Genomic DNA, 23842 nt, shown 5'->3' with positions numbered 1-23842 from the left:
TATATAAATAAAGGGGTTCTCCATCCCTTTTTAGGGACGGGGAACCCCGCGGTACTACCCTAATTGGCCATAGGCCCTCTCGTTTAGATAAAGGTCTCCCTGCATATTTCTAAAAGGCGAGTTCAATAAGCCGTGCTTACTGGTTTGCACCCTCCACCAGCTCTCTGAAAGCCGTGCCTATTTACTACTCCTTTTAATATGCTATCAATATTCAATTATGGTATATTATAAATTAATATTTAAATTTTGTCAAAGTTTTATACATTTACTGCAATTGCATCTGCCCAGAGCCTTTCTATATCATAAAAGTCCCTGTCCTCTGTATAAAAGACATGCACAATTATATCACCATAATCTAATAAAACCCATCTTGCAGAATTATATCCTTCCTTATGCCTTACGTAAAACCCCTTCTCCGAAAGCTTTTCTTCTATTTCATCGGCTATTGCCTTGACTTGGGCTGTAGAAGTTCCGCTACATACTACAAAATAGTCTGCGATTGGGCTTAAATGGGATACGTTTAATATCCTAACATCCTTAGCCTTTTTATTTAAAGCAGCATTAGAAATATAATAAGCTAAGCTTGCTGAACTTTTCAAATTATAACCTCCTCATTTTATCTTAGTATATTTTATGTTTTATTATGACATTAGTTTCATTTAATAGCGTCTGTCCCAAGTATAATTATAATTTCATTTTCGTTATCTTTCAAATAATTTACTTCTCCAATTTTTAAAAATTCCTTAATCTTGTGGGCAATTTCAACATTTGATGTTTGTATTTCTGTTTTTTCATAGGCAACTGAATAATTTCCAGTCTTAATATTTTTATAACCTAATTGTGATAACCTTTCTTTATATTTCTTTGCAAGTCCATTAACATTAGTAGAATTTAATATAATTATTTTAAACTCATTATCCTTTTTAAAATATGATAGAAGCTCTTTATTGCTATCCTCATCGTAAATAAAATATGAAATCCCCGAAATATATTTAGGTTCCCCTTTAATGTCTCACTTTCAATAGAGTCAGCATGCATTCCGATAGCCTTATAGGCATAATAAACCATCAATTTAGGTGGAATATTCGTTTTAGTCCATCTTACAACTGTATTCAACAAATTGGGAATTCTAATTATTCCTTCCGGAGTCTTAAGTTTCATAAGAATAAGCTTTAAAAATTCCTGTTGAGTTGAGATTCTTCCTAAATCCCCGTTGCATATCCAGTCCCATCGTTGTTTTTTCTCCATCTTATAAATTTTTCAGCAAGCTCCCCATTTAAGTGGACCTTTTCTCCCTTTTTAAAGTTAATATCGAGATCATAGGATTTATAATGCATATCCCTCGGAATTACTACATCAACTCCACCTATGGCATCTATTGCCCTTCTAAAGCCTTCATAGTCTATCTCAACATAATAATCTATATGGACATTTAAAAAATTTTCTACTGTTTTAATAGTTAGTTCCGTCCCCCCGATGGAATGGGCAGAATTTATTTTACAATAATCGCCGTTAATTTTTACCCTTGTATCCCTAGGAATAGATAAAATAAAGGCTTTATTTTCATTTGGATTGTAATTTACCAGCATTATTGTGTCAGAACGAGTATGAGATGATTTTTTATTTTTATAATCTCCTGCATCAACGCCTAATACCAATATATTAACAGGTTCGTTATAACTTAATTTTGTCCCTTTAAAATCATCATTTGACATTTTATTAAGCTGGTAAAAACCATATCCAAAAGCTAATCCAATAGAGGAAATAAAGAAAATTAATAACATTAAAAAAATTTTTTACACTTTTCTTTCTAGCCCTTTTAGTCCTTTTGTTCATCTATTTTCCACCTTTCATTAAAAGCCAATTTCTAAATTCAATAGTCAAGGGATGGATAGGAAGATTTCTATTAATAACATAAGTTAGTGTGCTGTTACAGGACATTAAAAGCGCCTCTTCAAAATTTTCAAAGGCTTTTTTTCTTATTTCTTCAACGCCTTCAAAATTACGATCAATAGATATAAAATCTGCAAGGTAAATTATTTCCTCAAAAGTCGTCATATCCTTTCTTCCAGTTGTATGATAGTATATTGCATTGAAAACATCCTCGTCATCAATCCCAAATTCAAATTTACTCAAATATGCTCCTACAGGACCATGCAAGAGAAAAGGCTGTATTTTCTGTATTTCATCAACAATTATACCATATTTATAAGCTTTAATTAACAATTCATCATCCCTTAAATTTTTTGCACAGTCATGTAGTAATGCGGCTATCTTTATTTTTTCTAAATCAACATTGAAATTTTTACCAAGTTCTATTGCGGCTTTTAAAACATTCTTTGAATGAATATATCTTTTTTCATCTAGCATTTCCTTTAATTTTTGTTCTATTTTATGAATCATGTTATCAATCTCCTCTATATAGGTCATTTTTTGGATATAATCAATAACTTTATCCGGAAGCAAATACTTTATACTTTTTCCTTCGTTTATTCTTTTTCTTATTTCAGTTGAAGATATTTCTATATTTGGAACTTTTAAATATATAGCTTCTCCATCAAATTTATTACATTTTTCCTCAATCAATTTTAACATTTCTCTCGATTCTACATTTCTATTTACTACTACAAATTGTGCCATTTTAAAAACTTCCTTTACATTTTTCCAGCTGTCTATTTCTAAAAATGCGTCGTATCCAATAATAAACCTAAATTTGTTTACATAATATATTTTTGTAATTCTTTTAATGTATCGTATGTATAGGAATAATCTAATCTTTTTATTTCTATATCGCTTACCTCGAAATAGGGGTTATCCTCTATTGCAAGTTTAACCATTTCGAATCTATGTTTCCCTTTAACAACTCCTATGTCCTTATGGGGTGGAACACCGGTTGGGATAAAAATTATCTTATCCAATCTCAAGCTTTCCAAAACTTCGTTTGCAATGATTAAGTGTCCCAAATGAATTGGATTAAAGGTTCCTCCAAATAAGCCTATATTTTGCAAATGGCATCACTCCAAATTAAAATTCCAAATGTTATTATATCATAAAAAATCCCTTAAGGATAATTCCTTAAGGGACTAATTTGGAAAATTTATTTGAGGTTTTTGTCGTTTCGTCTATAAATTACAAATTTGTTTCCTATAACTTGAACCGGCTCAGCTTTTAAACTATGGCAAACATCTTGGCATGTTTCATAAGGATCTAAAAGACTATTTTTTAAAACGGTTATTTTGATTAATTCACGGGCAGTTAAGGCTTCATCTATTTGCTTTAATACCGCCTCATCTAATCCATTTTTGCCTATCTGGATAATCGATTCAATATTATTGGCAAGGCCTCTTAAATAGCTCCTCTGCTTTCCTTTCAGCATATATTCACCTCTATTCGACGAATTCAAATTCAAAATCATTCATCCTTACTATATCTCCATCCTTAATTCCCATTTGCTTTAATTCTTCGATAATACCTTTTCTTTCTAATACCTTATGGAAGTATTTTAATGACTCAGAATCATAAATATTAACGCTAAGCAGCAGTCTATCTACAAAAGATCCAGTTATTTCGAATGCGCCATCATCTGCCCTCTTAATAGTATATGTGAATTTCTTGTCTTCAGGGATATAAAATTCACCTAATGGTTCCTCATCATAAGGTGCATTTTCTAAAACCTGTCCTACATACTGCATAAGTTCTTTAAGGCCTTGATTGGTTGCTGCTGAAATTTTAAAGACCTTTATTCCATGTTTATCCATTTCAGCCTTAAGCCTTTCAAAATTTTCTTCTGCACCAGGAATGTCCATTTTGTTAGCTGCTACTATTTGAGGCTTCTTAGAAAGTTTTTCGTTATATAATTTTAATTCTTCATTTATCTGATAAAAGTCTTCAATGGGATCTCTTCCTTCTATTCCCGAAACATCCACAACATGAATAAGCACCCTTGTTCTTTCAATGTGCCTTAGAAAGTCTATTCCCAAGCCCGCTCCTTCATGGGCGCCTTCAATAATTCCAGGAATATCAGCTAGAACAAAGCTTTTAACTCCTGGAAGATCTACAACGCCTAAATTAGGAGTTAAAGTTGTAAAATGATAGTTGGCAATTTTAGGTTTTGCCCCTGTAACCATCGATAATATAGTTGACTTTCCAACATTCGGGAATCCAACGAGACCAACATCTGCTAATAATTTGAGCTCCAAAACGATCCATCTTTCTTCGCCAGGCATTCCTGGTTCAGCAAAGTTAGGAGCTTGCCTTGTAGGGGTTGCAAATTTCGTATTTCCTCTACCTCCGCGTCCTCCCTTTGCAACAACTGCCACATCTGATTCATCCTTAAGATCTGCTATAATTCTATTAGTTTCTGCATCCTTTATGACTGTTCCTGGTGGAACTTTAATGACTAAATCCTCTCCATCCTTACCAAACTTGTTGTTCGTTCCCCCATTTTCTCCTGACATAGCTATATATTTTTTCTTGTATCTAAAATCTAAAAGAGTTCTAAGGCCTTTGTCGACCACAAAAATTACATCTCCGCCTTTTCCTCCGTCTCCTCCATCTGGTCCACCAAACGGAACATATTTTTCTCTTCTAAAAGATACTGCTCCATGTCCTCCGTCTCCGGCTTTGACATATATTTTAGCAACATCTACGAACATATAATCACCTACTTTTTCAATACTCACTTCCAAAAGAAAGGAGTTTCCAAATTCGTAAAGCCTTAAATTTAAACCATCTATTTTATATGGCGTTTCATAATTGGTAGACTTAATTTTTTCCTTTAGGCCAGTGTTATAAAAGTCGATTAAGTATGCCTTATCATCTTCGCCTATTTCAATGTAGAGTTTTTTACTAACGTTATTGCCTTTTAAGCCATTAAGCAAATACTTTTTAATGTTTTCAAACAATGTTAGTATTTCGTTTTTATTTTTGTAAAAACTTCAGTTGGTATGTAATCAATATTTGTTATTATTTCATAGTCTGCCCCGATTTTTTCTACTTCCATTATTATGTCCTGCATAAGCAGAGAAATAAAGGGATTTTCGAGGTTATAAATTAAACTTAAACTAAACATATTTTTATTTATTTCTTTCATATACTCAATAGCCTTATCCGGTTTATTTATCTGTAAATAAGCATATATAACCTGGAGAGTATTCATAAAATTATGTCTTAATAATCTTAGCTGTTTAACTGTATATTCGACTAATTTTTCTTCATCCATAAAATCCACCTCTATTAAACCACAAAAATGCACCCTTAAGGGTGCATTTTAATCTAATTATTGAACAGCTTCTTGTGGATATACACTTACCTTTTTTCTGTCTCTTCCTAATCTTTCGTATCTTACGATTCCGCTTACAAGAGCAAATAAAGTATCGTCCTTTCCTCTTCCAACGTTTGCTCCTGGGTGAATCTTAGTTCCTCTTTGTCTTACAAGTATATTTCCCGCTAAAACGAATTGACCATCATGTCTTTTAATCCCCAGTCTTTTGGATTCACTATCTCTACCGTTCTTGGAACTGCCGACACCTTTCTTATGAGCCATTTATTACACCTCCTTTGAAGGCCTTCTATTTCAATTATGCTTCGATTTTTTCAATCTTAATTTGAGTATATGGTTGACGGTGACCTTGTTTTCTTCTGTAATCCTTTTTCTTCTTAAACTTGAAAACGATTATCTTCTTTGCCTTTCCGTGCTTTACTACTCTTGCAGTCACCTTAGCACCATCAACGAATGGTTTTCCAACAACTAGCTTGCCATCCTTTGAAACTGCAAGAACTTCCTTGATTTCTACTGTTGAATCAACATCTGCAGCAAGCTTTTCAACAAATAGCACGTCACCTTCTTGAACCCTATACTGTTTTCCGCCAGTCATTATTAATGCGTACATTCCTTTACACCTCCTCAACCGAGACTCGCCGCAATCTAGGCAGGTCTTACCTTTTAGCCCGTTGCGAGCGGTTTACAAAGCAATTCTAACATAATACCCTTAGTTTGTCAATGGACAATCTAATTTTTGAATTCATAATTTATGACATTTGGTTCTATTAAAAATTTTAATTCTATATCCCACTCTTTTTTAATTTATCCTTAAAGCCAATCTTTTCTGATAATTCAAATGTAGTTTGTGGAATGGATACGACAAATTCTTTTTTAAAAAACTTTTCCTTGTTGTAGAGGCATTTATTTTCAATAAGCTTTAAAACATAACTTGGATTTAAAATATCCTTATAATAATCGTAATAGATTAGTTCCTTCAGTTTCTTACCCTTTCTTGCCCTTGCAAGCTCAAGAACTCCTAATTTAGTCCAACCGTAAATCCTGCTTATATTATTATCGTTTTTGACAGTTCCATAATAAAATTTAATAGTTCTTGTTTTTGCTTATTTTCTACATCCACAAAGTCGATAAATATAATTCCTCCTGTATTTCTAAGCTTTAAAAGTCTAAATATCCTTTGGGCGGCCAATTTATTAAATTCCATCAATGATTTAATTTCAGCATTATGATAATCTATATTTCCTGAATTAACATCTATTATTGTAAATGCCTCTACTTCATCCATCACGATATTGGCTTCACCTATCAAGAAGTGCTTCCTTTTCATGGTATCCAAAATGCAATTATCGATGGTGTTAATTATATCTATACTTACGTTAAAGTTTTTGACGTCGATGTATTTTTGAAATAAAGATTTATCCTTTTCCTTTGAAAAATAAAGTTCTATGGATTCTTTTCCATTAATGTGATCATCTATCAGTTTTGAAATATAATCTTTTGACTTCATCAAAAGACATGGAGCCTTTATGTAGTTTGCTTTGTCTTTAATATTCTCCCACTTTTCTATTAAAGAATGATATTCATTTATTAACTCTTCAGTATTAAATTCTTCAGCTTCAACTAAAACACCATAATTTTCTTTTATGTTATTTTCAAACATTGATTTTATTTTCTTGTAAATTTCTTTATTTGGTGATTTTATATCTTTTATGCCCACTAACAAATGTAATTTTTTCCCAGGAAATAATATTCGACTGGAAGCTTTATGAGCTTTTTGCCTTCAGAATCCCTCTTTATTTGCACTATTATTTCATCGCCAATTTTTAAATTTGGAGCTTCTTTTAAATCTATAAAGGCATTTTTGATTTCGCCTATATTTAAAAAGGCTATGTTTAAATAAGCGTTAATGTTCTCTACCCGTGCTTTATATATGTTTCCCTCTAATTTTTTATATGAAATATCTTCAATATAAATATCAATTAGTTCCTCATCTTCAAAAACTAAAAACCTATTTTGTGTTATTCCAGTGTCAACAAAAATTTTCTTCAATCCAAACACCTCTATGGTAGTCTAAAAATTTATCTAATGCTATAAAATCGTTTGTCTTTGCATAAAGCTCTAATCTTGTTATTTCAAAAATTGAAAAGTCAACTCCATAATCCCTTAATACTTCAATAAGCATCTCAGGATTTAAACTTCCTTTATTGCTATTTTGAACTAACACCTTCAAGTTACTTATTTTTTCGTTATTCTCTAAAGAAATTTCATAGATCATCGGTCTTATATTTATTTCCTTTTCTCCTGATTTTGTCCTTTTTATTCTTAATATATACTTTTCATTTTTTACTTTTTCGATAACACCACCTAACTTATAAAAGTTACATGCTAGCTGTATTTGATAACTTGCAGCTTCTACCACACTCATAGCTGAAGGCTTTTTGATTTTATCTTTATGCAATCAGTAATATATAGGCCTTTAGGAAGGCATTGATTTAAACTATCCCTAATAACTTCCTCATCAAAATCCCCTCAAGCTCAATATCTGCATATTCACCTAAACTACCAATCCCTACTGATAAAGGAGAAGCAATCGATATTGAAGGATGTGGGTTAAAACCCTTAGAATAAACTATTGGAAGCTTAGCCCTTTTAATAGCCCTGTGTAAAGTCCTTAAAGTATCTAAATGGGAAAGAAACTTTACTAAATCAGTCTTTTGAAACTTTATTAAATATCGCACCATTAAAACAAGCACCACCTTCAAGATATTTTGTTATACCACAGGCTGTGCAACCTAACCTACAATCTTTAGTTAATATACACTCCATTGCCTTTTGGTATTCCTTTATTAAATACTCCTTGCTTACACCTGCATCTATAAAATCCCATGGTAGAATTTCATCAAGTGCTCTTTTCCTATAAGCATAAAATTCAGGATCAATGCCACACTCTTTAAATGCCTCCATCCATTTGTCGAATTTAAAGTATTCCTGCCAGCCATCGAATTTACATCCCTTTTCCCAAGCCTTTATTAGGACCTTTGTTAATCTTCTATCTCCCTTGAAAATACCGCTTCAAGAAAGCTTATATAGGATTCATGATAGTTATAATTTATAAATTTGCTTTTTATTTTTCCCTTTAAGAATCTTTGTTTTTCCTGTAAAGTTTCAATTCTGTCCTGAGGTTCCCACTGGAAGGGAGTAAAGGGTTTTGGAACAAAGGAGGATGTGCTGACGGTTACGCTTAACCCCTTTGTCCTTTTTCCTTAGGCAACGAAAAATATGCATCAACCACTTTTGGGCTAAATGGGCAATGCCTTCAACATCCTCCATGGTTTCAAAGGGAAGTCCTATCATAAAATAAAGTTTTATTGTATTCCATCCCGACTGAAAGGCCGAAGTTACGGAATTTATTAAATCCTCCTCAGTAACGCCTTTATTTATAATGTCCCTCATCCTTTGTGAACCTGCTTCAGGGGCAAAGGTTAGTCCTGTTTTCCTAACTTTTTGAATTTCGTTTATTAAATTAACCGAAAAAGCATCTATTCTCAATGAAGGTAGTGAAATACCTACCTTATCCTTTTCATATCTTGATATTAAGCTCATTACTAAATTTTGAATATCAGAATAGTCACAGATACTTAAGGATGTTAGCGATATTTCATCATAACCTGTATTATTTACAAGTTTTTCAGCCATTTCTAATAGTTTGTTTGCAGTTCTTTCCCTAACAGGCCTATATATCATGCCTGCTTGACAGAACCTGCATCCCCTTGTGCAGCCTCTAAAGGTTTCAAGCATTATTCTATCATGGACTATTTCGGTTAATGGAACAATAAAGGCCTCTGGATAATAAGATTTATTAAGATCCTTTATAATTCTTTTTTAATTACCTTTGGATATTCCTCCTTCTTAGGAATCATTCTTTTTATAGTTCCGTCTTCATTGTATTCTATATCGTAAAACTGAGGAACATATACTCCTTGGATCTTTGTTATTTCTTCTAAAAATTCTATTCTTTTGCCTCTTCTTTCCTTCCACTTTACATATATATCAATAACCTCTATTAATGCCTCTTCTGCTTCGCCTATTATAAAGAAATCAGCAACATCTGCTAAAGGTTCAGGATTAAAGGCACTAGGACCGCCAAAAACTACAAAAGGACCCGATTCCCTATCTTTTGAAAGGAAGGGAATGCCTGCAAGATCAAGCATGTTTATTATATTTGTATAACTCATTTCATACTGCAAAGTAAAACCAACAAAATCAAAATCTTTTATAGGATCTTTAGTTTCTAAGGCATAAAGAGGAATATCATTCTTTCTCATCTCATCCTCCATATCCACCCATGGAGCAAAAACCCTCTCACAATATGTATCTTTCCTTTCATTTAATAGATGATATAATATTTTAATCCCAAGATGCGACATCCCAACTTCATAAACATCAGGAAAACACATAGCAAATCTAACCTTAACGGTTGTCGGATCTTTAACTGCCATATTTATTTCATTTCCTATATACCTAGCAGGCTTTTGAACTCTCCTTAATATATCTTCAGGTATTTTTACCATATAAATTCCTCCCAAAGCAGCTTAATATTAACATATCATATAATAACAAAGTATTCTAAAATAAGCAATAAAAATATATAACCGCCAATTGGCGGTTAATATTGCTTTATGTATTTTAATGGATCAACAGAAGTATTATTGAATTGCAGTTCAAAGTATAATGCATACTTTTTGTTTTCGGAATCAAACCGTTAACTCCAACTACCATTCCTTTTTTACTGTCTCCCCTTCAGTTAATCTTATTTCATCTAAGTAACCGAATATAGATTTATAACCATTCTTATGATCTATAGTGATTAAAAGCCCATATTCATCATTTGCCTCTATTTTTTCTACAACTCCATCAAAAATTGCCTTAACATCTTTTGAAGTTTCCGTTTCATAAATAATGCCTTTTGAAATATTATCTTCATTTATTTTTTCACCAAACTTTAAAACTATTTTCCCTTCAATTGGAACCTGATCGATAATAAATTCCTGCTGTTTGAAAACCTTAATCGAGCCTAAGTTAAATGAGCTTAGTTTATTCATTGCAAAGCTTTTTATTTGCTGTGTGTAGTCCTTGTAAAAGGCATTTTTAATTCCTTCATTCATCCAAAGGGCTGTATTTGTCTTTACAGCCTTTAATACTATAAAAAAATTAATATTATAAGAACTATCGATAAATTATTTATTAACTTGCTTAAAAAATCGCTTGATTTTTTATTTCTATTTCTAATGTGATTATAATAATTTTGTGAATACAATATAATCACCCCTTAACATTATATGAATTAAATTATTCCTATATGTTAAGGGGGAAATTTTAAAAGTTTATTTTTTGTTTTCTCATTCCGACGTTAACAATAAGTGCTATTGATATGACGTTAGTAAGAAGTGAACTACCGCCATAACTCATAAATGGAAGAGGTATCCCTGTTATTGGCATAAGTCCTATATCCATACCTATGTTTTGCAATATTTGAAATACAAACATAGATAAAATTCCGATAACCAAGAACCTTCCAAATCTATCCTTAGAATTTTTAGCTATATATAATCCCTTCAAGGAAATATTCAAATAAGCAAGTAATAATAAAAGAACGCCAATGAACCCAAATTTCTCAGCAAAAACGCAAAATATAAAATCTGTATGTGCTTCGGGAATAAACTTTCCATCGGTTAAACCAGAGTTGAAAAGCCCAATTCCAAAAACTTCCCTGAACCTACTGCTATTTTAGCCAGATAAGCATTATACCCTGCACCAAGTTTGTCCATTTCTGGTTTTAGAAAAACTAAAATTCTGTTTTTTGGTATTCCTTTAAAATATTAAGCTTCCAAACAGCTATAAATGAAGTTAATCCAGCAATTGCAGTCCAATAAATAAATCTAAGGTCAAGTCCCGCCACAAAAATCATGCCTAAGATAGTCATCGCAAATATTAAATTGGTTCCTGTATCCGGCTGAAGTTGTATCAGGGCCATAGGAATTAATGCTATTATGGCTATCTTTGATAAATTTTTAAAGGTATTGATGTTTTCAATATCCTCTAAAACCTTTGCTATTGTTATTATAGTCGCTAATTTAGCAAACTCCGAAGGCTGAATACCTAATGGTCCTACCCCTAGCCATGCCTTAGCGTTATTTCTTACACTTCCAAATAATAGAACTGCTATTAATAAGATAATTGAGATGGAATAAAGTATCTTATAATATCCACCAATTATATTATAATCAATAAATATAATTAGAAAAAATATTGCCATAGAGATTATAAAGAATAAGGATTGAAAAATTAGCCTCTGCAAGTTTCCCTGGCTAAAGGCTAAAGTTGCTGCTCCTATCGATATTATGCCAGATGCAATTATAAATATCATGCTAAAAATAATAGAATAATCTATATTTTTCATAATTTTCTTATCAACGCTTAATTTTGTTAGCATAACAACACTCCTTATATATAGGCTCTTTTACTAAATAATTATATTAAAAATCATAACCCTTTACAAGGTAAATATATATTTCTTGTAAAGGGTTATGATTTTTATTTTGCGGTATCCTTCATTTTTCTAATTGGAATATTTGCAATTAAAGCTGGAGTGCTGATTCCTTCTTCACCTGCTTTAGTTAATTTTATTTCTAAACCTCTCTCATCTATTTCAGCATAATCGGATATCACTCTAATTATATCGCTTTTTAGCATTTCAAGAAAAGTGGGAGAAACATTTGCCCTATCATGTATCAATATTAATTTAAGCCTTTCCTTTGCGACATCCTTTGACGGAGGCTCTTTGCTGAATAATTTTAAAAAATCCATAACACCCCTCCTATCTTCTAAATAGCTTTTTGAATATTGAGAAGAATCCGGATTCTTCGTTATCTAATTCCATAAATGGCACTTCTTCACCTAAAAGCCTTCTTGCTATATTTTTATAAGCTTGTCCTGCTTTAGATGCCGGATCAGTTACAGCTGGCTCTCCCTGTTTGTTGAAATGACTATCTTTTCATCATCAGGAACGATTCCTAATAGCTTAATCGCTAAAATATCAGTCATATCATCAATATTTAGCATCTCTCCCTTTTTCGTCATTTCAAATTTAATCCTGTTTATTATAAGCTGATGGTCCTCTAAGCCCTTTGCTTCAAGCTTTCCTATTATCCTATCTGCATCCCTTACTGCTGATACTTCAGGAGTTGTAACCACTATTGCTCTGTCGGCTCCTGCTACAGCATTTTCAAAACCGTGTTCTATACCTGCAGGGCAGTCTATAATAACATAGTCAAACTCGTTTTTTAGATTTTCAACAAGTTCCTGCATTTGCTCAGGCGTAACTGCTGTCTTGTCCTTTGTTTGTGCTGTTGGAAGCAAGAATAAATTATCGAGCCTCTTATCTTTTATAAGAGCTTGTTTTAATTTGCAGGTTCCCTCAACTACATCTACAAGGTTATAAACAATCCTATTTTCCAAACCTAAATGTAAATCAAGATTTCTAAGACCAGTATCAGCATCCACAACTACAACCTTCTTCCCAAGCATTGCAAGGGCTGTTCCTATATTTGCTGTAGTTGTGGTTTTTCCTACTCCACCCTTTCCAGATGTTACTACTATCGATGTTCCCATTAAAATCCCTCCACTTTAGATTAGTTTATTAGGTAAATATGGTTCTATAGAAATAAATTTTCCTTTAATTTTTGCCACCTCTGGAATCTTAGGTTTATTCATCTTATCATCCGGCGATCTTGATATCACGTCAGCAATCCTAATCTGTTCCGGCTGTAATTCATAAGCCGCTATAAAGGCCTTATAATTTCCATCTGCCCCGGCATGGACAATACCTCTTACAACTCCAAGAACTATTATGTTTCCAGTTGCTACAACTTCAGCCCCTGAATTTACGTCGCCTATAATGACGATGTTGCCATCATAGAAGATTCTTTGTCCTGATCTTATTGTTCTTTTATATATTTTTGTTATCGCTTCATTTAAATCTTGACCTTTTTAGGTGTATTGGTCTTTTTATCCTCAAAAATCAAGTTTATGTTAAATTCCTTTAATAACTCATCCTTCAAGCTATGTAGGAATTCCTCTGAAAGCTCATAGTCACTTTTAAGATACATCCTACTTCCATAAAAAAGTCCTTGCCCTGACATAATTTCTCAAAGATATCCTCTTTAATTTCGTTAGGTTCTTTTCCTAAAACATATACAACAATACCATTTCTATTGCCTTTGAAAACTACAGAACCCATTCCTAACCTCCACTTTCTATTTAATATATTTCTTCACAAAAAGCTTAAATCCTTCATAATTTTAAATTATTTTTTCGTTTAATTATTATTTTATCATACAAAAGAAACTAAAAAATACATAAAGTGAACAAAAGCTGTCGTTTTCGCAAAACGACAGCCAAACTTAATTATTTCTATTAAGCTGACTATTCGAACTGTTATTTATATTATTTGTGGAATTAGTTGCAGGTTTATTGAGTCCAAAATATTGCTCATATATTGCCTTTGCAACCGGTGCAGCATAGCTTCCATGTCCCGCATTGTAAATTACAACAACAACCGCAATTTCTGGATTATCATAGGGAGCAAATCCAATATACCAGCCATAGGCAGCACGCCCTTTGAGCTTTAATGAATCATCTACCGAAGCACTTCCTGTTTTCCCACCTGTTGGAATAGGGAAATTTCTAAATGTTGAAGAAGCTGTTCCACCCTCTTCTGTAACCTTCCTCATGCCTTCCTTAACAGCTTCAACATATTTAGGATTTAAATTTAATTTTTGCAAAACTTCAGGTTTATTTTCATATTTTAATGTTCCATCAGGGTTTAATACCTTTTTATAAGGTGCAGTTTATATCTATTTCCTCCATTTACCAAAGTAGAAACATAGCTTGCCATCTGAAGGGGAGTTAAGTCAGTATTGCCTTGACCTATAGAAGCATTTAAAATTTGGAAAAATTTATTTGCTACAGTATGCAGAATATTTAATTCACTTTTAATATACTTTTTAGCCTTTTCATCGTATATACCAATTGAATCTAGTAAATTTTCATCATACTGACCAGATATTAGCATATTTCTTAATGCCTTATATCCAGGCGTTCCACTCTCAATTGTATAAATTTTATATTTATCTTTTAATCTTTCTTTTATATTATACATCGTATTGTCAACATTACTTCTCACTATTTTTTGAGGATTAGCAACTTCACCTGGCTTTTCTTCAATCTCAATTCCCGTTTTAGGCATCTCTCCTGTTTTAGGGTCTCTAATAAGTCCAAATTTATAGGCCCATTCGTTAAATTTTTCCCTCCCTAATCTTTTTCCTACTTCAAAGAAAAAGTAGTTGCAGGAAACCTGTATAGCCTTTGCTACATCTACAGGACCGTGAGTCCTTCTTTTTCATTCCATATCCAGCAGGCACCATGAAATCCTGGTAATCCATCATACACACCTTTATCAACTATTATAGTATCAGGTGTTATAACTCCCTCCTGAAGTCCTGCAATGGCAACCAATGGTTTAAATGTGGATCCTGGTGGTGCAGTCCCATAAGTTGCATAATTAAATGTAGGAAGAGGAACTAAACCAAAATCTCGACCCTGTGGCCACAGATACTCTACAAGCTCCTTTGATGGTGACCCTTTTTCTGCAAACCAATTTGGATCAAATCCTGGCCTACTTGCTAAAGCTAAAATTTCTCCAGTTCTTACATCAACGACAACTGCAGCGCCAATGTTTGCGTTAGGATAAGGTTCATCAGTTGGAATTTTTCTTGTTCTTATATTTTCCATAGTTTCATCAAGGGCCTTTTCGGTTACCTTCTGCAATTCAACATCAATAGTTGTTACTACAGAATCACCAGGTATTGCATCGAGCCTTGCGGTCTCATGCAGTATCCTTCCAAATTTATCTACATCAACTTCAATACCTCCTGGCTCTCCCCTTAGTGCTATATTTAACTCCTTATTATTTTCTAATGCTTTTTCAAGTCCCTGCTTTCCTATCAATTCCCTGCTTATATCATAGCCTAAGCTTGAATAGTAGTCCTTTTCCTCCTCACTAATTTTACCTAGATATCCTAAAAAGGCTGAACCAACTTCACCATATGGATATTTTCTTATTGGTGATATTTCTGTAAAAATCCCTGGCAAATTGTTTCTTTTATATTCAACAGCAAGGGCTGTTTTTTGCTAACGTTTTTGCAACATATATTGCCCTGTATTGTGAAAATATCGACTCTTGAATCGAATGCCTAAAGGCAATTAACTTCAAAGCTTCGTCAATTGTCATATTATATTTAAAGATAAATTTATTATTGTTATATGAATCTAACAGGCCAAACTTATTTGCTAATTCAATAAAGCTTTCCTTTGCATTTAAACCATCATCAAGTTTGTAAAATTCTTTAAATTTTATTTCTCTTTTTATTTATTTCCTTCTCTGATGAGCCAAAGTCAAATTTAAAGATACCATTTTCATAAACTATAGGAAAATTTGGTGTATTTATCTTTTGTTCGTCACCATTTTTAATTATTAATCTAATCGTATCTAATAAAACCTTATTAATTTCATCATTATCTGCCTTTGACTTGACGTTATTATAAGTTATATTAAAACTTTGAACATTCGTTGCAAGTTTATTGCCATTTCGATCTAAAATCTCTCCCCTTGGTGCAATTTCATTTATAAACTTTCTTCCCTTTTCTTCTGCAAGTGTTCTATAATATTCGCCGTTAACGACTTGCAGATAGAAAACTCTTGATATCAATGTAATGAAGACAAAATAAACAATAAATTTAAAGGCAGCAATTCTTGCTGCTTCATTTTTTTCATATTATCACCCTATTCTAAAACTTCCATTCTTTTTGTAAAAAAGCAATATTAACTACCTTTTTTAAAAAGTTAAAGAGAAAAATGGCAAAAATTATATTAGAAAACATTTCAAAAGGAACCACGTCTTTAATTATTTTTATAAAGTCAATTTTTATTGATACAATATAATAACTTCCAAATATAATCAAATATTTCAATATAACCGCCAAGACGTTTAATAATATTAGTATTAATGTTCTTTCTTTATAAATCTTTTTTGGACTAATGTAAACAAATACGATATAGATATATATATAATCGAATTAACTCCAAAAACATAGGGTGAAAAGCTATCAACAATTAGTCCTGTTACTAATGCAACAATAAAGGATTCAACCTCATCTAATAGCAAAGATGAGCATGCGATAAAAGCTAGAGTAGCATCAAGGGCCAAAAAGTTTATTTTTAGCCCTGATAAAAAGGATTGCTGCATTATTAAAATAAAAATTGAAATTAAAATAAAAGTTAAAACTCTTTTCACTTTATTCTTCTCCCCTACTTAATAATAACCATAACTTTTTCTAATTTTTTAAAATCTACTTCTGGTTTTATATAGGCAACTTTTGTAAGACTTGGCTTTTCCTCTTCAATTGATGTTATTTTCCCTATTAAAATATTGTCTTGGATGATACTATCTCCTTCAGAAATAATATTGGTAGTTACAACTAAATCTCCTTCCTTTGCCTTAGTATCATAGGGAAGCATACTGATTTTGCATTGTTTGTCTTTGTTGATTGATTTTATACCTGTAAGAAGACCAATATCCTCTGTAGAAGAAACTTTAGCAGGAATATTAGCCATTTCATCCAAAATAGTCATTACCTTGGAATTATTTGGATTAACTTCTATTACTTGCCCAACAAAACCGTTTCCCGCAATAACATATTGCCCCTTTTTCACACCATCGTTACTTCCTACATCAATCAATAAAATATCAAACCATTCCCCACCAACTTTTGCTACAACATTCGCTCCTAATAATTTAATATTTCTATTGGAATTTTTAAAATTAAGTAGCTTGTTAAGCTCTTCATTTTCCTTTTTAAACTTTTCAAAGTCTACTAATTTAAGCCTTAGCTCCTCTACTTCCTTTTTTAACTCATCGTTTTCTTTTTTAAACTGGCAAGAGAGGATACAAACTGAAAAATATTACTTATTCTTTGCCCTGCTACATATAAAGTTTTCTGAAGGGGTCTAAACCCCGTTGTTAATATATTTTGAACTATGCCAGTATTTCCTTTATTACCAGCGGTTATTCCTATAAATATCGTAAATGCAAGACAAAGAACAAGCACTATTGTAAGTAGCTTGTTCTTTAAAAAGTCCATAATTATCCCTCTTTCTATTTAGATTTGGAAAGTCCAAATCCTCTAGTTCCAGAAAGTTTATCGATATATTCTAATGCCTTACCAGCTCCTATGGCCACGCAATCTAATGGATTTTCAGCAACATGAACCGGAATATGTGTTTCACTGTTAATCAATTTATCAAGTCCTCTTAATAAGGCTCCGCCACCTGTTAGCATAATTCCTTTATCCATAATATCAGCTGCAAGTTCGGGTGGAGTTTTTTCTAATGTAAATTTTATAGCATCAACTATTGCTGTAACAGGCTCCTTTATTGCCTCTCTTATTTCTGATGAAGTAATCTTTATAACCTTTGGTAAACCTGAAACTAAGTCTCTTCCCTTTATATCCATAGTCATTTCTTCATCTTCTGGGAAGGCTGAACCAATTTGAATCTTTATTTGTTCGGCTGTTCTTTCTCCAATCATTAAATTATATTCCTTCTTTATATAATTAACAATTGACTGGTCAAGTTCATCTCCAGCAATTCTTAGAGATTTACTTGTTACAATGCCATCCAATGAAATAACAGCAACCTCTGTTGTTCCTCCACCAATATCTACAACCATACTTCCCGTAGGTTCATTTACAGGTAGTCCTGCACCAATTGCTGCTGCCATAGGTTCCTCTAATAAATGAACTTCCCTTGCACCTGCTTGTTTTGTTGCTTCTTCTATTGCCCTTTTTTCAACTTCTGTTACACCTGATGGATAGCAAACAACAATTCTTGGTCTTACAAAGGCACCTCCATTAGTAACCTTTTGTATAAACTTTTTAGCATTGTCTGTGTAACGTCAAAATCTGCAATAACCCCATCCTTTAATGGTCTAATTGCCACAATATTTCCAGGTGTTCTTCCTATCATTTCTTTTGCTTCATCGCCAACTGCTAATACTTGTCTTGAATTGTCGTTTCTAATAGCAACTACTGAAGGCTCCCTTAATATAATACCCTTTCCTTTTACATATATCAATGTGTTTGCTGTTCCTAAATCGATACCCATATCCTTTGAAAATCCAAATAATGCCATGTCATATACTCCTTTCCTAGAATAAATTTTTTTCCTTTAAACTAATATAGCAGCCATCTCCAATAATAATATGATCAAGCAGTTCTATACCAACTAATTTGCCAACTTCGAATAACCTCTTAGTTATATTTATATCCTCCATGCTTGGCTCAGGATCACCTGATGGATGATTATGACATATTATTATGGAAGAACTGCTCCTTCTTATAGCCTCACTAAACACCTCGCGGGGATGAACTATAGAAGAATTAAGACTTCCTATTGAAATGTCCTTTATATCAATAACAATATTTTTAGTGTTTAGAAAAATAACTCTTAAAAATTCCTTTTTAAATACCTCATGTCTTCTCCTATTAAGTTAAATACATCCTTAGGAGAAGTAATTTTGATTTTATTTGAATTTCTCAAGCCTCTTAGCCTTTTACCTAATTCAATGGCAGCTTTGATTTGTGCAGCCTTTGCTAAGCCTACGCCCTTAATACTACTTAATTCTTCAATAGTGCAATTAGATAAAAAGTCAAGACCATTTTTTGAAATTATGTTTTGTGCTAAATTTATTGCACTAAAATCCTTTGTCCCTGTTCTTAACAATATTGCCAAAAGTTCAGCATTTGATAAAGATTCTGGACCAAATTTTATAAGTCTTTCCCTTGGCCTTTCATCGTGGGGGATATCCCTGATTCTAAAATTACTCAAAAGAAACACTCCCTTTTAACAAATTAACCCCCACTTCCCTTAAAAGTTGATCTAGTTTAAATATTGGTAAACCAACAACGTTAAAAAACATCCATTTATTGACTTGACAAACAAGCTACCAATACCTTGAATGGCATATGCCCCTGCTTTATCAAAGGGTTCTTTTGTATTTATATAATCCAAAATCTCTTGTTCTGTTAATTCCTTAAAAACCACTTCTGTTTTTTCAAAGTCGCATTTTAAAATTTCCTTACCTAAATCGTATACACAAATAGCTGTTACAACTTCATGGGTGCTGCCACTTAATACCTTTAACATTTTAATTGCATCTTCTTCATCTTTAGGCTTTCCAAAAACTTTGCCATCCTTAGTAACAATGGTATCAGCTGAAATTATTATAAAATCTTTATTAAGTTTTTGGCAACGTCGAGAGCTTTACCCTTTGCCATATCTATAGCTAATGAAATAGGATCTGTGTCGAAAAGTTTTTCTTCATAACTTGAAGGGACAATATCAAAATCTATATTAAATTTACGAAGCAATTCAATTCTTCTTGGGGATGATGAAGCAAGAAGGATTCTTTTCATATCATCACCTACATTTTTTTATAAAGGAAAAAGCCTAAAATCATTCCTACAATAGTAAGTATATTAACTTTAAAAGATAAAGCAAAGGTCAATGTAAATATCTTTAAATCCAAAAATATTGGTTTATTAAGCCCTAAGAAATAACTTTTTGTAAAATAGAAAGTTGATTAAGGGATGAACCAATTATCTCTCCAAGCATTGTCCCTGCAAGGCCAAATATTAAAAGCAGTATTATTAGATAACCTATTCCCCTATAATTATACTTACCCATATTGACTACCCCTTTAATAATTTTTAAACATTTTATTAATTTTTAAACATACTTATCAAATTCTCCTTTATAGTTTAGCATTAATTATGAATAAAAACAAGTATCAATAAAGCGTGCAAGGCATCTTGCACGCTTTATATTAAATTAATACTTTTCTCTTTTTACATAGTGTGTATGCAACAATTCATGGCTCTTATGGCTATTTGGCTCACCTAAAAACTCTTCGTAAAGTCTTATTACATATGGATTCTTATGGGATTTTCTGATTGGTAAGTGCCTATCTTCTTCGTATATAGCCTTTGCTCTTTCTACTCTTACATCAACTCTTTCCCTTGTTTTTGCATCAACTATAGGCTGACCGCCACCTGTTACACATCCACCTGGACAAGCCATTACTTCTATAAAGTCATAATGCTTTTCTCCACTTTTTACCATTTCCAATACTCTTCTTGCATTAGCAAGTCCATGTGCAATTGCTGCCTTAACTACCTTTCCATTTAATTCAATTTCAGCTTCTTTAATTCCTTCTACTCCTCTTACTGCTGTAATTTCGATATTTTCAAGTTCCTTTCCAGTAACTATTTCATATATAGTTCTTAGTGCAGCTTCTGTAACTCCTCCAGTAGCCCCAAAAATTACACCGGCACCAGTTGATTCTCCAAATGGATTATCAAATTCTTCATCAGGAAGGTTTACAAAGTCAATACCTGCTTCCTTTATCATTTGTGCTAATTCTCTTGTTGTTAATACATAGTCTACATCTTGTAAGCCGTTATGGGACAATTCTTCTCTTTGTCCTTCAAATTTTTTACCTACACAGGGCATTATGGAAACAGCCACTATATTCTTTGGATCGATTCCCATCTTTTCAGCGAAATAAGTCTTAATTAAAGCTCCTTCCATTTCACTTGGCGACTTGCAGGTTGAAAGATTTTCCGTCATTTCAGGGTAATAATGTTCAACAAACTTTACCCATCCTGGACAGCAGGATGTCATAAGTGGTAACTTTTCACCTTTATTTAATCTATTTAATAGCTCAGTTCCTTCTTCCATAATAGTAATGTCAGCTCCAAAATCTGTATCAAAAACCTTATCAAAGCCTAATCTTCTTAAAGCTGCCACCATCTTACCAGTTACTCTTGTTCCAATTGGCATGCCAAATTCTTCACCTAGAGCAACTCTAACAGCTGGCGCAGTTTGAACTACAACGAATTTTTCTGGATTAGAAATTGCCTTCCATACTTCTTTTATATTTTCCTTTTCATGCAATGCACCGACAGGACATGCCATTATACATTGTCCGCAATTTATACAAACAGTATCAGCTAACGATTTATTGAAGGCAGGCGAAACCTTTGTTTTAAATCCTCTTCTTGCAAAGTTAATAGCATAGACTGTCTGAACTTCGCTACAAGTTGCAATACATCTACCACAAAGTATGCACTTTTCAGGATCTCTGACAACTGAAGCTGAAGCACTGCCTATATCTTCATGAGTCTTTTCTCCTTCAAATCTTAAATCCCTTATATTTAGCTCCTTTGATACTTTCTGAAGTTCACAGTTTTCACTTCTTATACAAGTTGTGCATTCTCTCTTATGATTTGAAAGGATCAATTCAACAACTGCCTTTCTTGCCTCTCTAACCTTTTGAGTATTTGTTTTAACAACCATGCCATTTTCAGCCTCTAGTGTGCATGAAGCAAGAAGCCTTGGACCAACTTCAACAACACATACTCTACAAGCTCCAAACTTATTAACATCCTTTAAATAGCAAAGTGTAGGTATTTCAATTCCAATCTTTCTTGCAGCTTCAAGAACAGTTGTTCCCTTTGGAACTTCAACTTCAAAGCCATCTATAGTTAATTTAACTAATTCCATCGTCTTCACCCCTTAAATTACTTTTTCACGATTGCCTTGAATGGACATTTTTCCATACATACGCCGCATTTTACACACTTATCTTGGTCTATTACAAATGGTTCCTTAACTTTTCCACTTATTGCATTTGCTGGACAGTTTCTTGCACAGATGCTGCAGCCCTTACATTTTTCTGCTACTATTTCATACTTCATAAGTGACTTACATACTCCTGCTGGACATCTCTTTTCCTTTACATGTGCTTCATATTCATGTCTAAAGTATTTTAAAGTTGATAATACTGGGTTTGGTGCCGTCTGCCCAAGTCCACAAAGCGCTGTATTCTTTATCTGAATAGATAGTTCTTCTAATTTTGCAAGATCCTCTTCTGTTCCTTTTCCTTCTGTTATCTTTTCAAGTATTTCTAATAATCTCTTTGTTCCAATTCTACATGGAGTGCACTTTCCACATGATTCATCTTGTGTAAATTCAAGATAGAATCTTGCAACGTCTACCATACAGTTGTCTTCGTCCATTACAATCATACCGCCTGATCCCATCATTGAACCTAAAGCTGTTAATGTATCATAATCAATTGGAGTATCTAAATGTTCTGCAGGAATACATCCTCCTGATGGTCCTCCTGTTTGAACTGCCTTAAACTTCTTTCCGTTTGGTATTCCTCCACCTATTTCATATATTATTTCTCTTAAAGTTATTCCCATTGGAACTTCTACAAGCCCTGTGTTTCTTATCTTTCCACCAAGGGCAAATACCTTTGTTCCTTTGCTCTTTTCCGTTCCTATTGATGCAAACCATTCTGCTCCATTTAAAATGATAGGTGGAATATTTGCATAGGTCTCAACATTGTTTATTACTGTTGGTTTGCCCCAAAGTCCTGACTGTGCTGGGAATGGTGGTTTTGGTCTTGGCATTCCTCTTTTTCCTTCTATTGAGTTCATTAAGGCTGTCTCTTCACCGCATACAAAGGCTCCTGCTCCAAGTCTTACCTCTATGTCAAAATCAAAGCCTGTCCCAAAAATGTTCTTGCCTAAAACTCCATATTCCCTTGCCTGCTTTATTGCAACTTCAAGTCTTTGCACTGCTATTGGATACTCCGCTCTTACATAAATGTATCCTTGATTTGCTCCTATAGCATATCCTGCTATTGCCATCGCTTCTAATACTGAGTGTGGGTCCCCCTCAAGAACAGATCTATCCATAAAGGCACCTGGGTCCCCTTCATCAGCGTTGCATATTACATATTTTTGATCGCCCTGTGACTTTGCCGTAAACTCCCACTTAAGTCCTGTTGGGAAGCCTCCGCCTCCTCTTCCTCTTAAGCCTGACTTTTAACTACTTCTATAACTTCCTGTGGTGTCATTTCTGTCAATACCTTTGCGAGGGCTTTGTATCCATCAAAAGCTATATATTCATCTATGTTTTCTGGGTCAATTACACCGCAGTTTCTTAAGGCTATTCTGTATTGTTTCTTATAAAAATCTACTTCGTTTAATGACTTTATTCTTCCTTCGTCTACTGATTCTGTGTATAGAAGCCTTGTTACAACTCTACCCTTAACAAGATGTTCCTTTACTATCTCTTCTACATCCTCAACTGTTACTCTGCTGTAGAATGCTCCCTCTGGGTATACTATTACTACTGGACCTAATTCACAAAGTCCGAAACATCCAGTTCTTATTATTTCTATTTCATTTTCTATTCCATTTTTCTTTACTTCTTCATGAAACTTTTCCTTTAAATCCATTGAACCTGATGATGTGCAGCCTGTCCCACCACAGATTAATACCTGAGAACGATAAAATGCCATAGCTTTCCCT

30 protein-coding genes and 8 pseudogenes are annotated in these 23842 nt (G+C 33.1%); all 38 read right to left on the bottom strand.

Annotation, left to right across the window (positions count from 1 at the left end; all coding sequences use genetic code 11):
- Positions 1-257: 257 nt before the first annotated feature.
- Positions 258-599, bottom strand: a complete 342-nt coding sequence (gene rsfS / locus PWK10_RS05500) for a ribosome silencing factor (RefSeq protein WP_274767633.1) — start codon at positions 597-599, stop codon at positions 258-260.
- A gap of 56 nt (positions 600-655) precedes the next feature.
- Positions 656-898 (bottom strand): LytR C-terminal domain-containing protein, encoded by a 243-nt coding sequence (locus PWK10_RS19500; RefSeq protein ID WP_446715337.1) that lies wholly within the window; start codon positions 896-898, stop codon positions 656-658.
- Positions 899-900: 2 nt separating this feature from the next.
- On the bottom strand, positions 901-1161 hold the full coding sequence (locus tag PWK10_RS05495) for a hypothetical protein (protein WP_274767632.1): 261 nt from the start codon (positions 1159-1161) through the stop codon (positions 901-903).
- Positions 1162-1202: 41 nt separating this feature from the next.
- Positions 1203-1715, bottom strand: a complete 513-nt coding sequence (locus tag PWK10_RS05490) for an LCP family protein (protein ID WP_274767631.1) — start codon at positions 1713-1715, stop codon at positions 1203-1205.
- A 121-nt stretch (positions 1716-1836) separates the two neighbouring features.
- The gene (gene yqeK / locus PWK10_RS05485) at positions 1837-2700 is read right to left on the bottom strand and encodes a bis(5'-nucleosyl)-tetraphosphatase (symmetrical) YqeK (RefSeq protein ID WP_274768129.1); all 864 of its coding nucleotides are present in this window, start codon (positions 2698-2700) and stop codon (positions 1837-1839) included.
- A gap of 17 nt (positions 2701-2717) precedes the next feature.
- A complete protein-coding gene (locus PWK10_RS05480; RefSeq protein WP_274767630.1) occupies positions 2718-3008 on the bottom strand; it encodes a nicotinate-nicotinamide nucleotide adenylyltransferase in 291 nt (96 codons plus the stop codon).
- Positions 3009-3097: 89 nt separating this feature from the next.
- Positions 3098-3376, bottom strand: a complete 279-nt coding sequence (locus PWK10_RS05475; protein WP_274767629.1) for a YhbY family RNA-binding protein — start codon at positions 3374-3376, stop codon at positions 3098-3100.
- A gap of 10 nt (positions 3377-3386) precedes the next feature.
- On the bottom strand, positions 3387-4655 hold the full coding sequence (gene obgE / locus PWK10_RS05470) for a GTPase ObgE (protein ID WP_274768128.1): 1269 nt from the start codon (positions 4653-4655) through the stop codon (positions 3387-3389).
- A gap of 251 nt (positions 4656-4906) precedes the next feature.
- Positions 4907-5221 (bottom strand): Spo0B domain-containing protein, encoded by a 315-nt coding sequence (locus PWK10_RS05465; RefSeq protein ID WP_274767628.1) that lies wholly within the window; start codon positions 5219-5221, stop codon positions 4907-4909.
- A 57-nt stretch (positions 5222-5278) separates the two neighbouring features.
- Positions 5279-5545, bottom strand: coding sequence for a 50S ribosomal protein L27 (gene rpmA, locus PWK10_RS05460; protein ID WP_008908688.1), 267 nt, complete (start codon positions 5543-5545; stop codon positions 5279-5281).
- 34 nt (positions 5546-5579) lie between these two features.
- Entirely contained in the window at positions 5580-5891 is a 312-nt protein-coding gene (gene rplU, locus PWK10_RS05455) for a 50S ribosomal protein L21 (RefSeq protein WP_008908687.1), read from the bottom strand.
- A gap of 435 nt (positions 5892-6326) precedes the next feature.
- The gene (locus PWK10_RS05450; RefSeq protein ID WP_274768127.1) at positions 6327-6998 is read right to left on the bottom strand and encodes a ribonuclease E/G; all 672 of its coding nucleotides are present in this window, start codon (positions 6996-6998) and stop codon (positions 6327-6329) included.
- A complete protein-coding gene (locus PWK10_RS05445) occupies positions 6998-7330 on the bottom strand; it encodes a hypothetical protein (RefSeq protein WP_274767627.1) in 333 nt (110 codons plus the stop codon). The genes PWK10_RS05450 and PWK10_RS05445 overlap by 1 nt, the downstream gene beginning before the upstream one ends.
- Entirely contained in the window at positions 7311-7739 is a 429-nt protein-coding gene (locus tag PWK10_RS05440) for a DUF2344 domain-containing protein (protein WP_274767626.1), read from the bottom strand. Before PWK10_RS05440 ends, PWK10_RS05445 begins: the two co-directional genes overlap by 20 nt.
- A gap of 34 nt (positions 7740-7773) precedes the next feature.
- Complete coding sequence (locus tag PWK10_RS05435; protein ID WP_274767625.1) at positions 7774-8019, bottom strand: TIGR03936 family radical SAM-associated protein; 246 nt, start codon at positions 8017-8019, stop codon at positions 7774-7776.
- Positions 7988-9852 (bottom strand): annotated as a pseudogene (locus tag PWK10_RS05430) (TIGR03960 family B12-binding radical SAM protein). Before PWK10_RS05430 ends, PWK10_RS05435 begins: the two are co-directional and overlap by 32 nt.
- 201 nt (positions 9853-10053) lie before the next feature.
- Positions 10054-10446 (bottom strand): peptidoglycan DD-metalloendopeptidase family protein, encoded by a 393-nt coding sequence (locus PWK10_RS05425; RefSeq protein WP_274767624.1) that lies wholly within the window; start codon positions 10444-10446, stop codon positions 10054-10056.
- Between the two features lie 211 nt (positions 10447-10657).
- Entirely contained in the window at positions 10658-11038 is a 381-nt protein-coding gene (locus tag PWK10_RS05420; protein WP_274768126.1) for an FtsW/RodA/SpoVE family cell cycle protein, read from the bottom strand.
- 88 nt (positions 11039-11126) lie between these two features.
- Positions 11127-11774, bottom strand: a complete 648-nt coding sequence (locus PWK10_RS05415; protein WP_274767623.1) for an FtsW/RodA/SpoVE family cell cycle protein — start codon at positions 11772-11774, stop codon at positions 11127-11129.
- Positions 11775-11875: 101 nt separating this feature from the next.
- The gene (gene minE / locus PWK10_RS05410; protein ID WP_008907590.1) at positions 11876-12148 is read right to left on the bottom strand and encodes a cell division topological specificity factor MinE; all 273 of its coding nucleotides are present in this window, start codon (positions 12146-12148) and stop codon (positions 11876-11878) included.
- 10 nt (positions 12149-12158) lie between these two features.
- Positions 12159-12952, bottom strand: a pseudogene (gene minD / locus PWK10_RS05405) (septum site-determining protein MinD).
- A 15-nt stretch (positions 12953-12967) separates the two neighbouring features.
- Entirely contained in the window at positions 12968-13306 is a 339-nt protein-coding gene (gene minC / locus PWK10_RS05400) for a septum site-determining protein MinC (RefSeq protein ID WP_274768125.1), read from the bottom strand.
- A 91-nt stretch (positions 13307-13397) separates the two neighbouring features.
- On the bottom strand, positions 13398-13580 hold the full coding sequence (locus PWK10_RS05395) for a hypothetical protein (protein WP_274767622.1): 183 nt from the start codon (positions 13578-13580) through the stop codon (positions 13398-13400).
- Between the two features lie 163 nt (positions 13581-13743).
- Positions 13744-14130 (bottom strand): annotated as a pseudogene (locus PWK10_RS18400) (penicillin-binding transpeptidase domain-containing protein); the annotation flags it as partial.
- Positions 14131-14165: 35 nt separating this feature from the next.
- A complete protein-coding gene (locus PWK10_RS18395) occupies positions 14166-14702 on the bottom strand; it encodes a penicillin-binding transpeptidase domain-containing protein (RefSeq protein ID WP_342455695.1) in 537 nt (178 codons plus the stop codon).
- Between the two features lie 14 nt (positions 14703-14716).
- Positions 14717-15133: a penicillin-binding transpeptidase domain-containing protein gene (locus tag PWK10_RS05385; RefSeq protein ID WP_274768124.1), complete on the bottom strand. Its 417-nt coding sequence runs from the start codon at positions 15131-15133 to the stop codon at positions 14717-14719.
- Between the two features lie 105 nt (positions 15134-15238).
- Positions 15239-15517 (bottom strand): annotated as a pseudogene (locus tag PWK10_RS05380) (hypothetical protein); the annotation flags it as partial.
- A gap of 230 nt (positions 15518-15747) precedes the next feature.
- Entirely contained in the window at positions 15748-16110 is a 363-nt protein-coding gene (locus PWK10_RS05375) for a hypothetical protein (RefSeq protein ID WP_274767621.1), read from the bottom strand.
- 294 nt (positions 16111-16404) lie between these two features.
- Positions 16405-16695 (bottom strand): rod shape-determining protein MreD, encoded by a 291-nt coding sequence (gene mreD, locus PWK10_RS05370; protein WP_274767620.1) that lies wholly within the window; start codon positions 16693-16695, stop codon positions 16405-16407.
- Positions 16696-16709: 14 nt separating this feature from the next.
- Positions 16710-17348, bottom strand: coding sequence for a rod shape-determining protein MreC (mreC, locus tag PWK10_RS05365; RefSeq protein ID WP_274768123.1), 639 nt, complete (start codon positions 17346-17348; stop codon positions 16710-16712).
- A complete protein-coding gene (locus PWK10_RS05360; RefSeq protein WP_274767619.1) occupies positions 17309-17542 on the bottom strand; it encodes a hypothetical protein in 234 nt (77 codons plus the stop codon). Before PWK10_RS05360 ends, mreC begins: the two co-directional genes overlap by 40 nt.
- Positions 17543-17556: 14 nt before the next feature.
- Positions 17557-18590 (bottom strand): annotated as a pseudogene (locus PWK10_RS05355) (rod shape-determining protein).
- Between the two features lie 16 nt (positions 18591-18606).
- A pseudogene (gene radC / locus PWK10_RS05350) lies at positions 18607-19286 on the bottom strand (RadC family protein).
- A gap of 51 nt (positions 19287-19337) precedes the next feature.
- Positions 19338-19873 (bottom strand): annotated as a pseudogene (locus PWK10_RS05345) (nucleoside triphosphate pyrophosphatase).
- A gap of 8 nt (positions 19874-19881) precedes the next feature.
- Positions 19882-19986, bottom strand: a complete 105-nt coding sequence (locus PWK10_RS19495) for a DUF4321 domain-containing protein (RefSeq protein ID WP_446715297.1) — start codon at positions 19984-19986, stop codon at positions 19882-19884.
- A gap of 20 nt (positions 19987-20006) precedes the next feature.
- On the bottom strand, positions 20007-20144 hold the full coding sequence (locus PWK10_RS05340; protein WP_274767618.1) for a hypothetical protein: 138 nt from the start codon (positions 20142-20144) through the stop codon (positions 20007-20009).
- 144 nt (positions 20145-20288) lie between these two features.
- Positions 20289-22022: an NADH-dependent [FeFe] hydrogenase, group A6 gene (locus tag PWK10_RS05335; RefSeq protein ID WP_274767617.1), complete on the bottom strand. Its 1734-nt coding sequence runs from the start codon at positions 22020-22022 to the stop codon at positions 20289-20291.
- A gap of 17 nt (positions 22023-22039) precedes the next feature.
- Positions 22040-23832: pseudogene (nuoF, locus tag PWK10_RS05330) on the bottom strand (NADH-quinone oxidoreductase subunit NuoF).
- Positions 23833-23842 lie beyond the last annotated feature (10 nt).

Origin of the sequence: Caloramator sp. Dgby_cultured_2, assembly GCF_028872215.1 — a bacterium.
In the GTDB taxonomy this organism is placed as follows: domain Bacteria; phylum Bacillota; class Clostridia; order Clostridiales; family Caloramatoraceae; genus Caloramator; species Caloramator australicus.
This window is presented reverse-complemented; position numbering and strand designations above follow the sequence as displayed.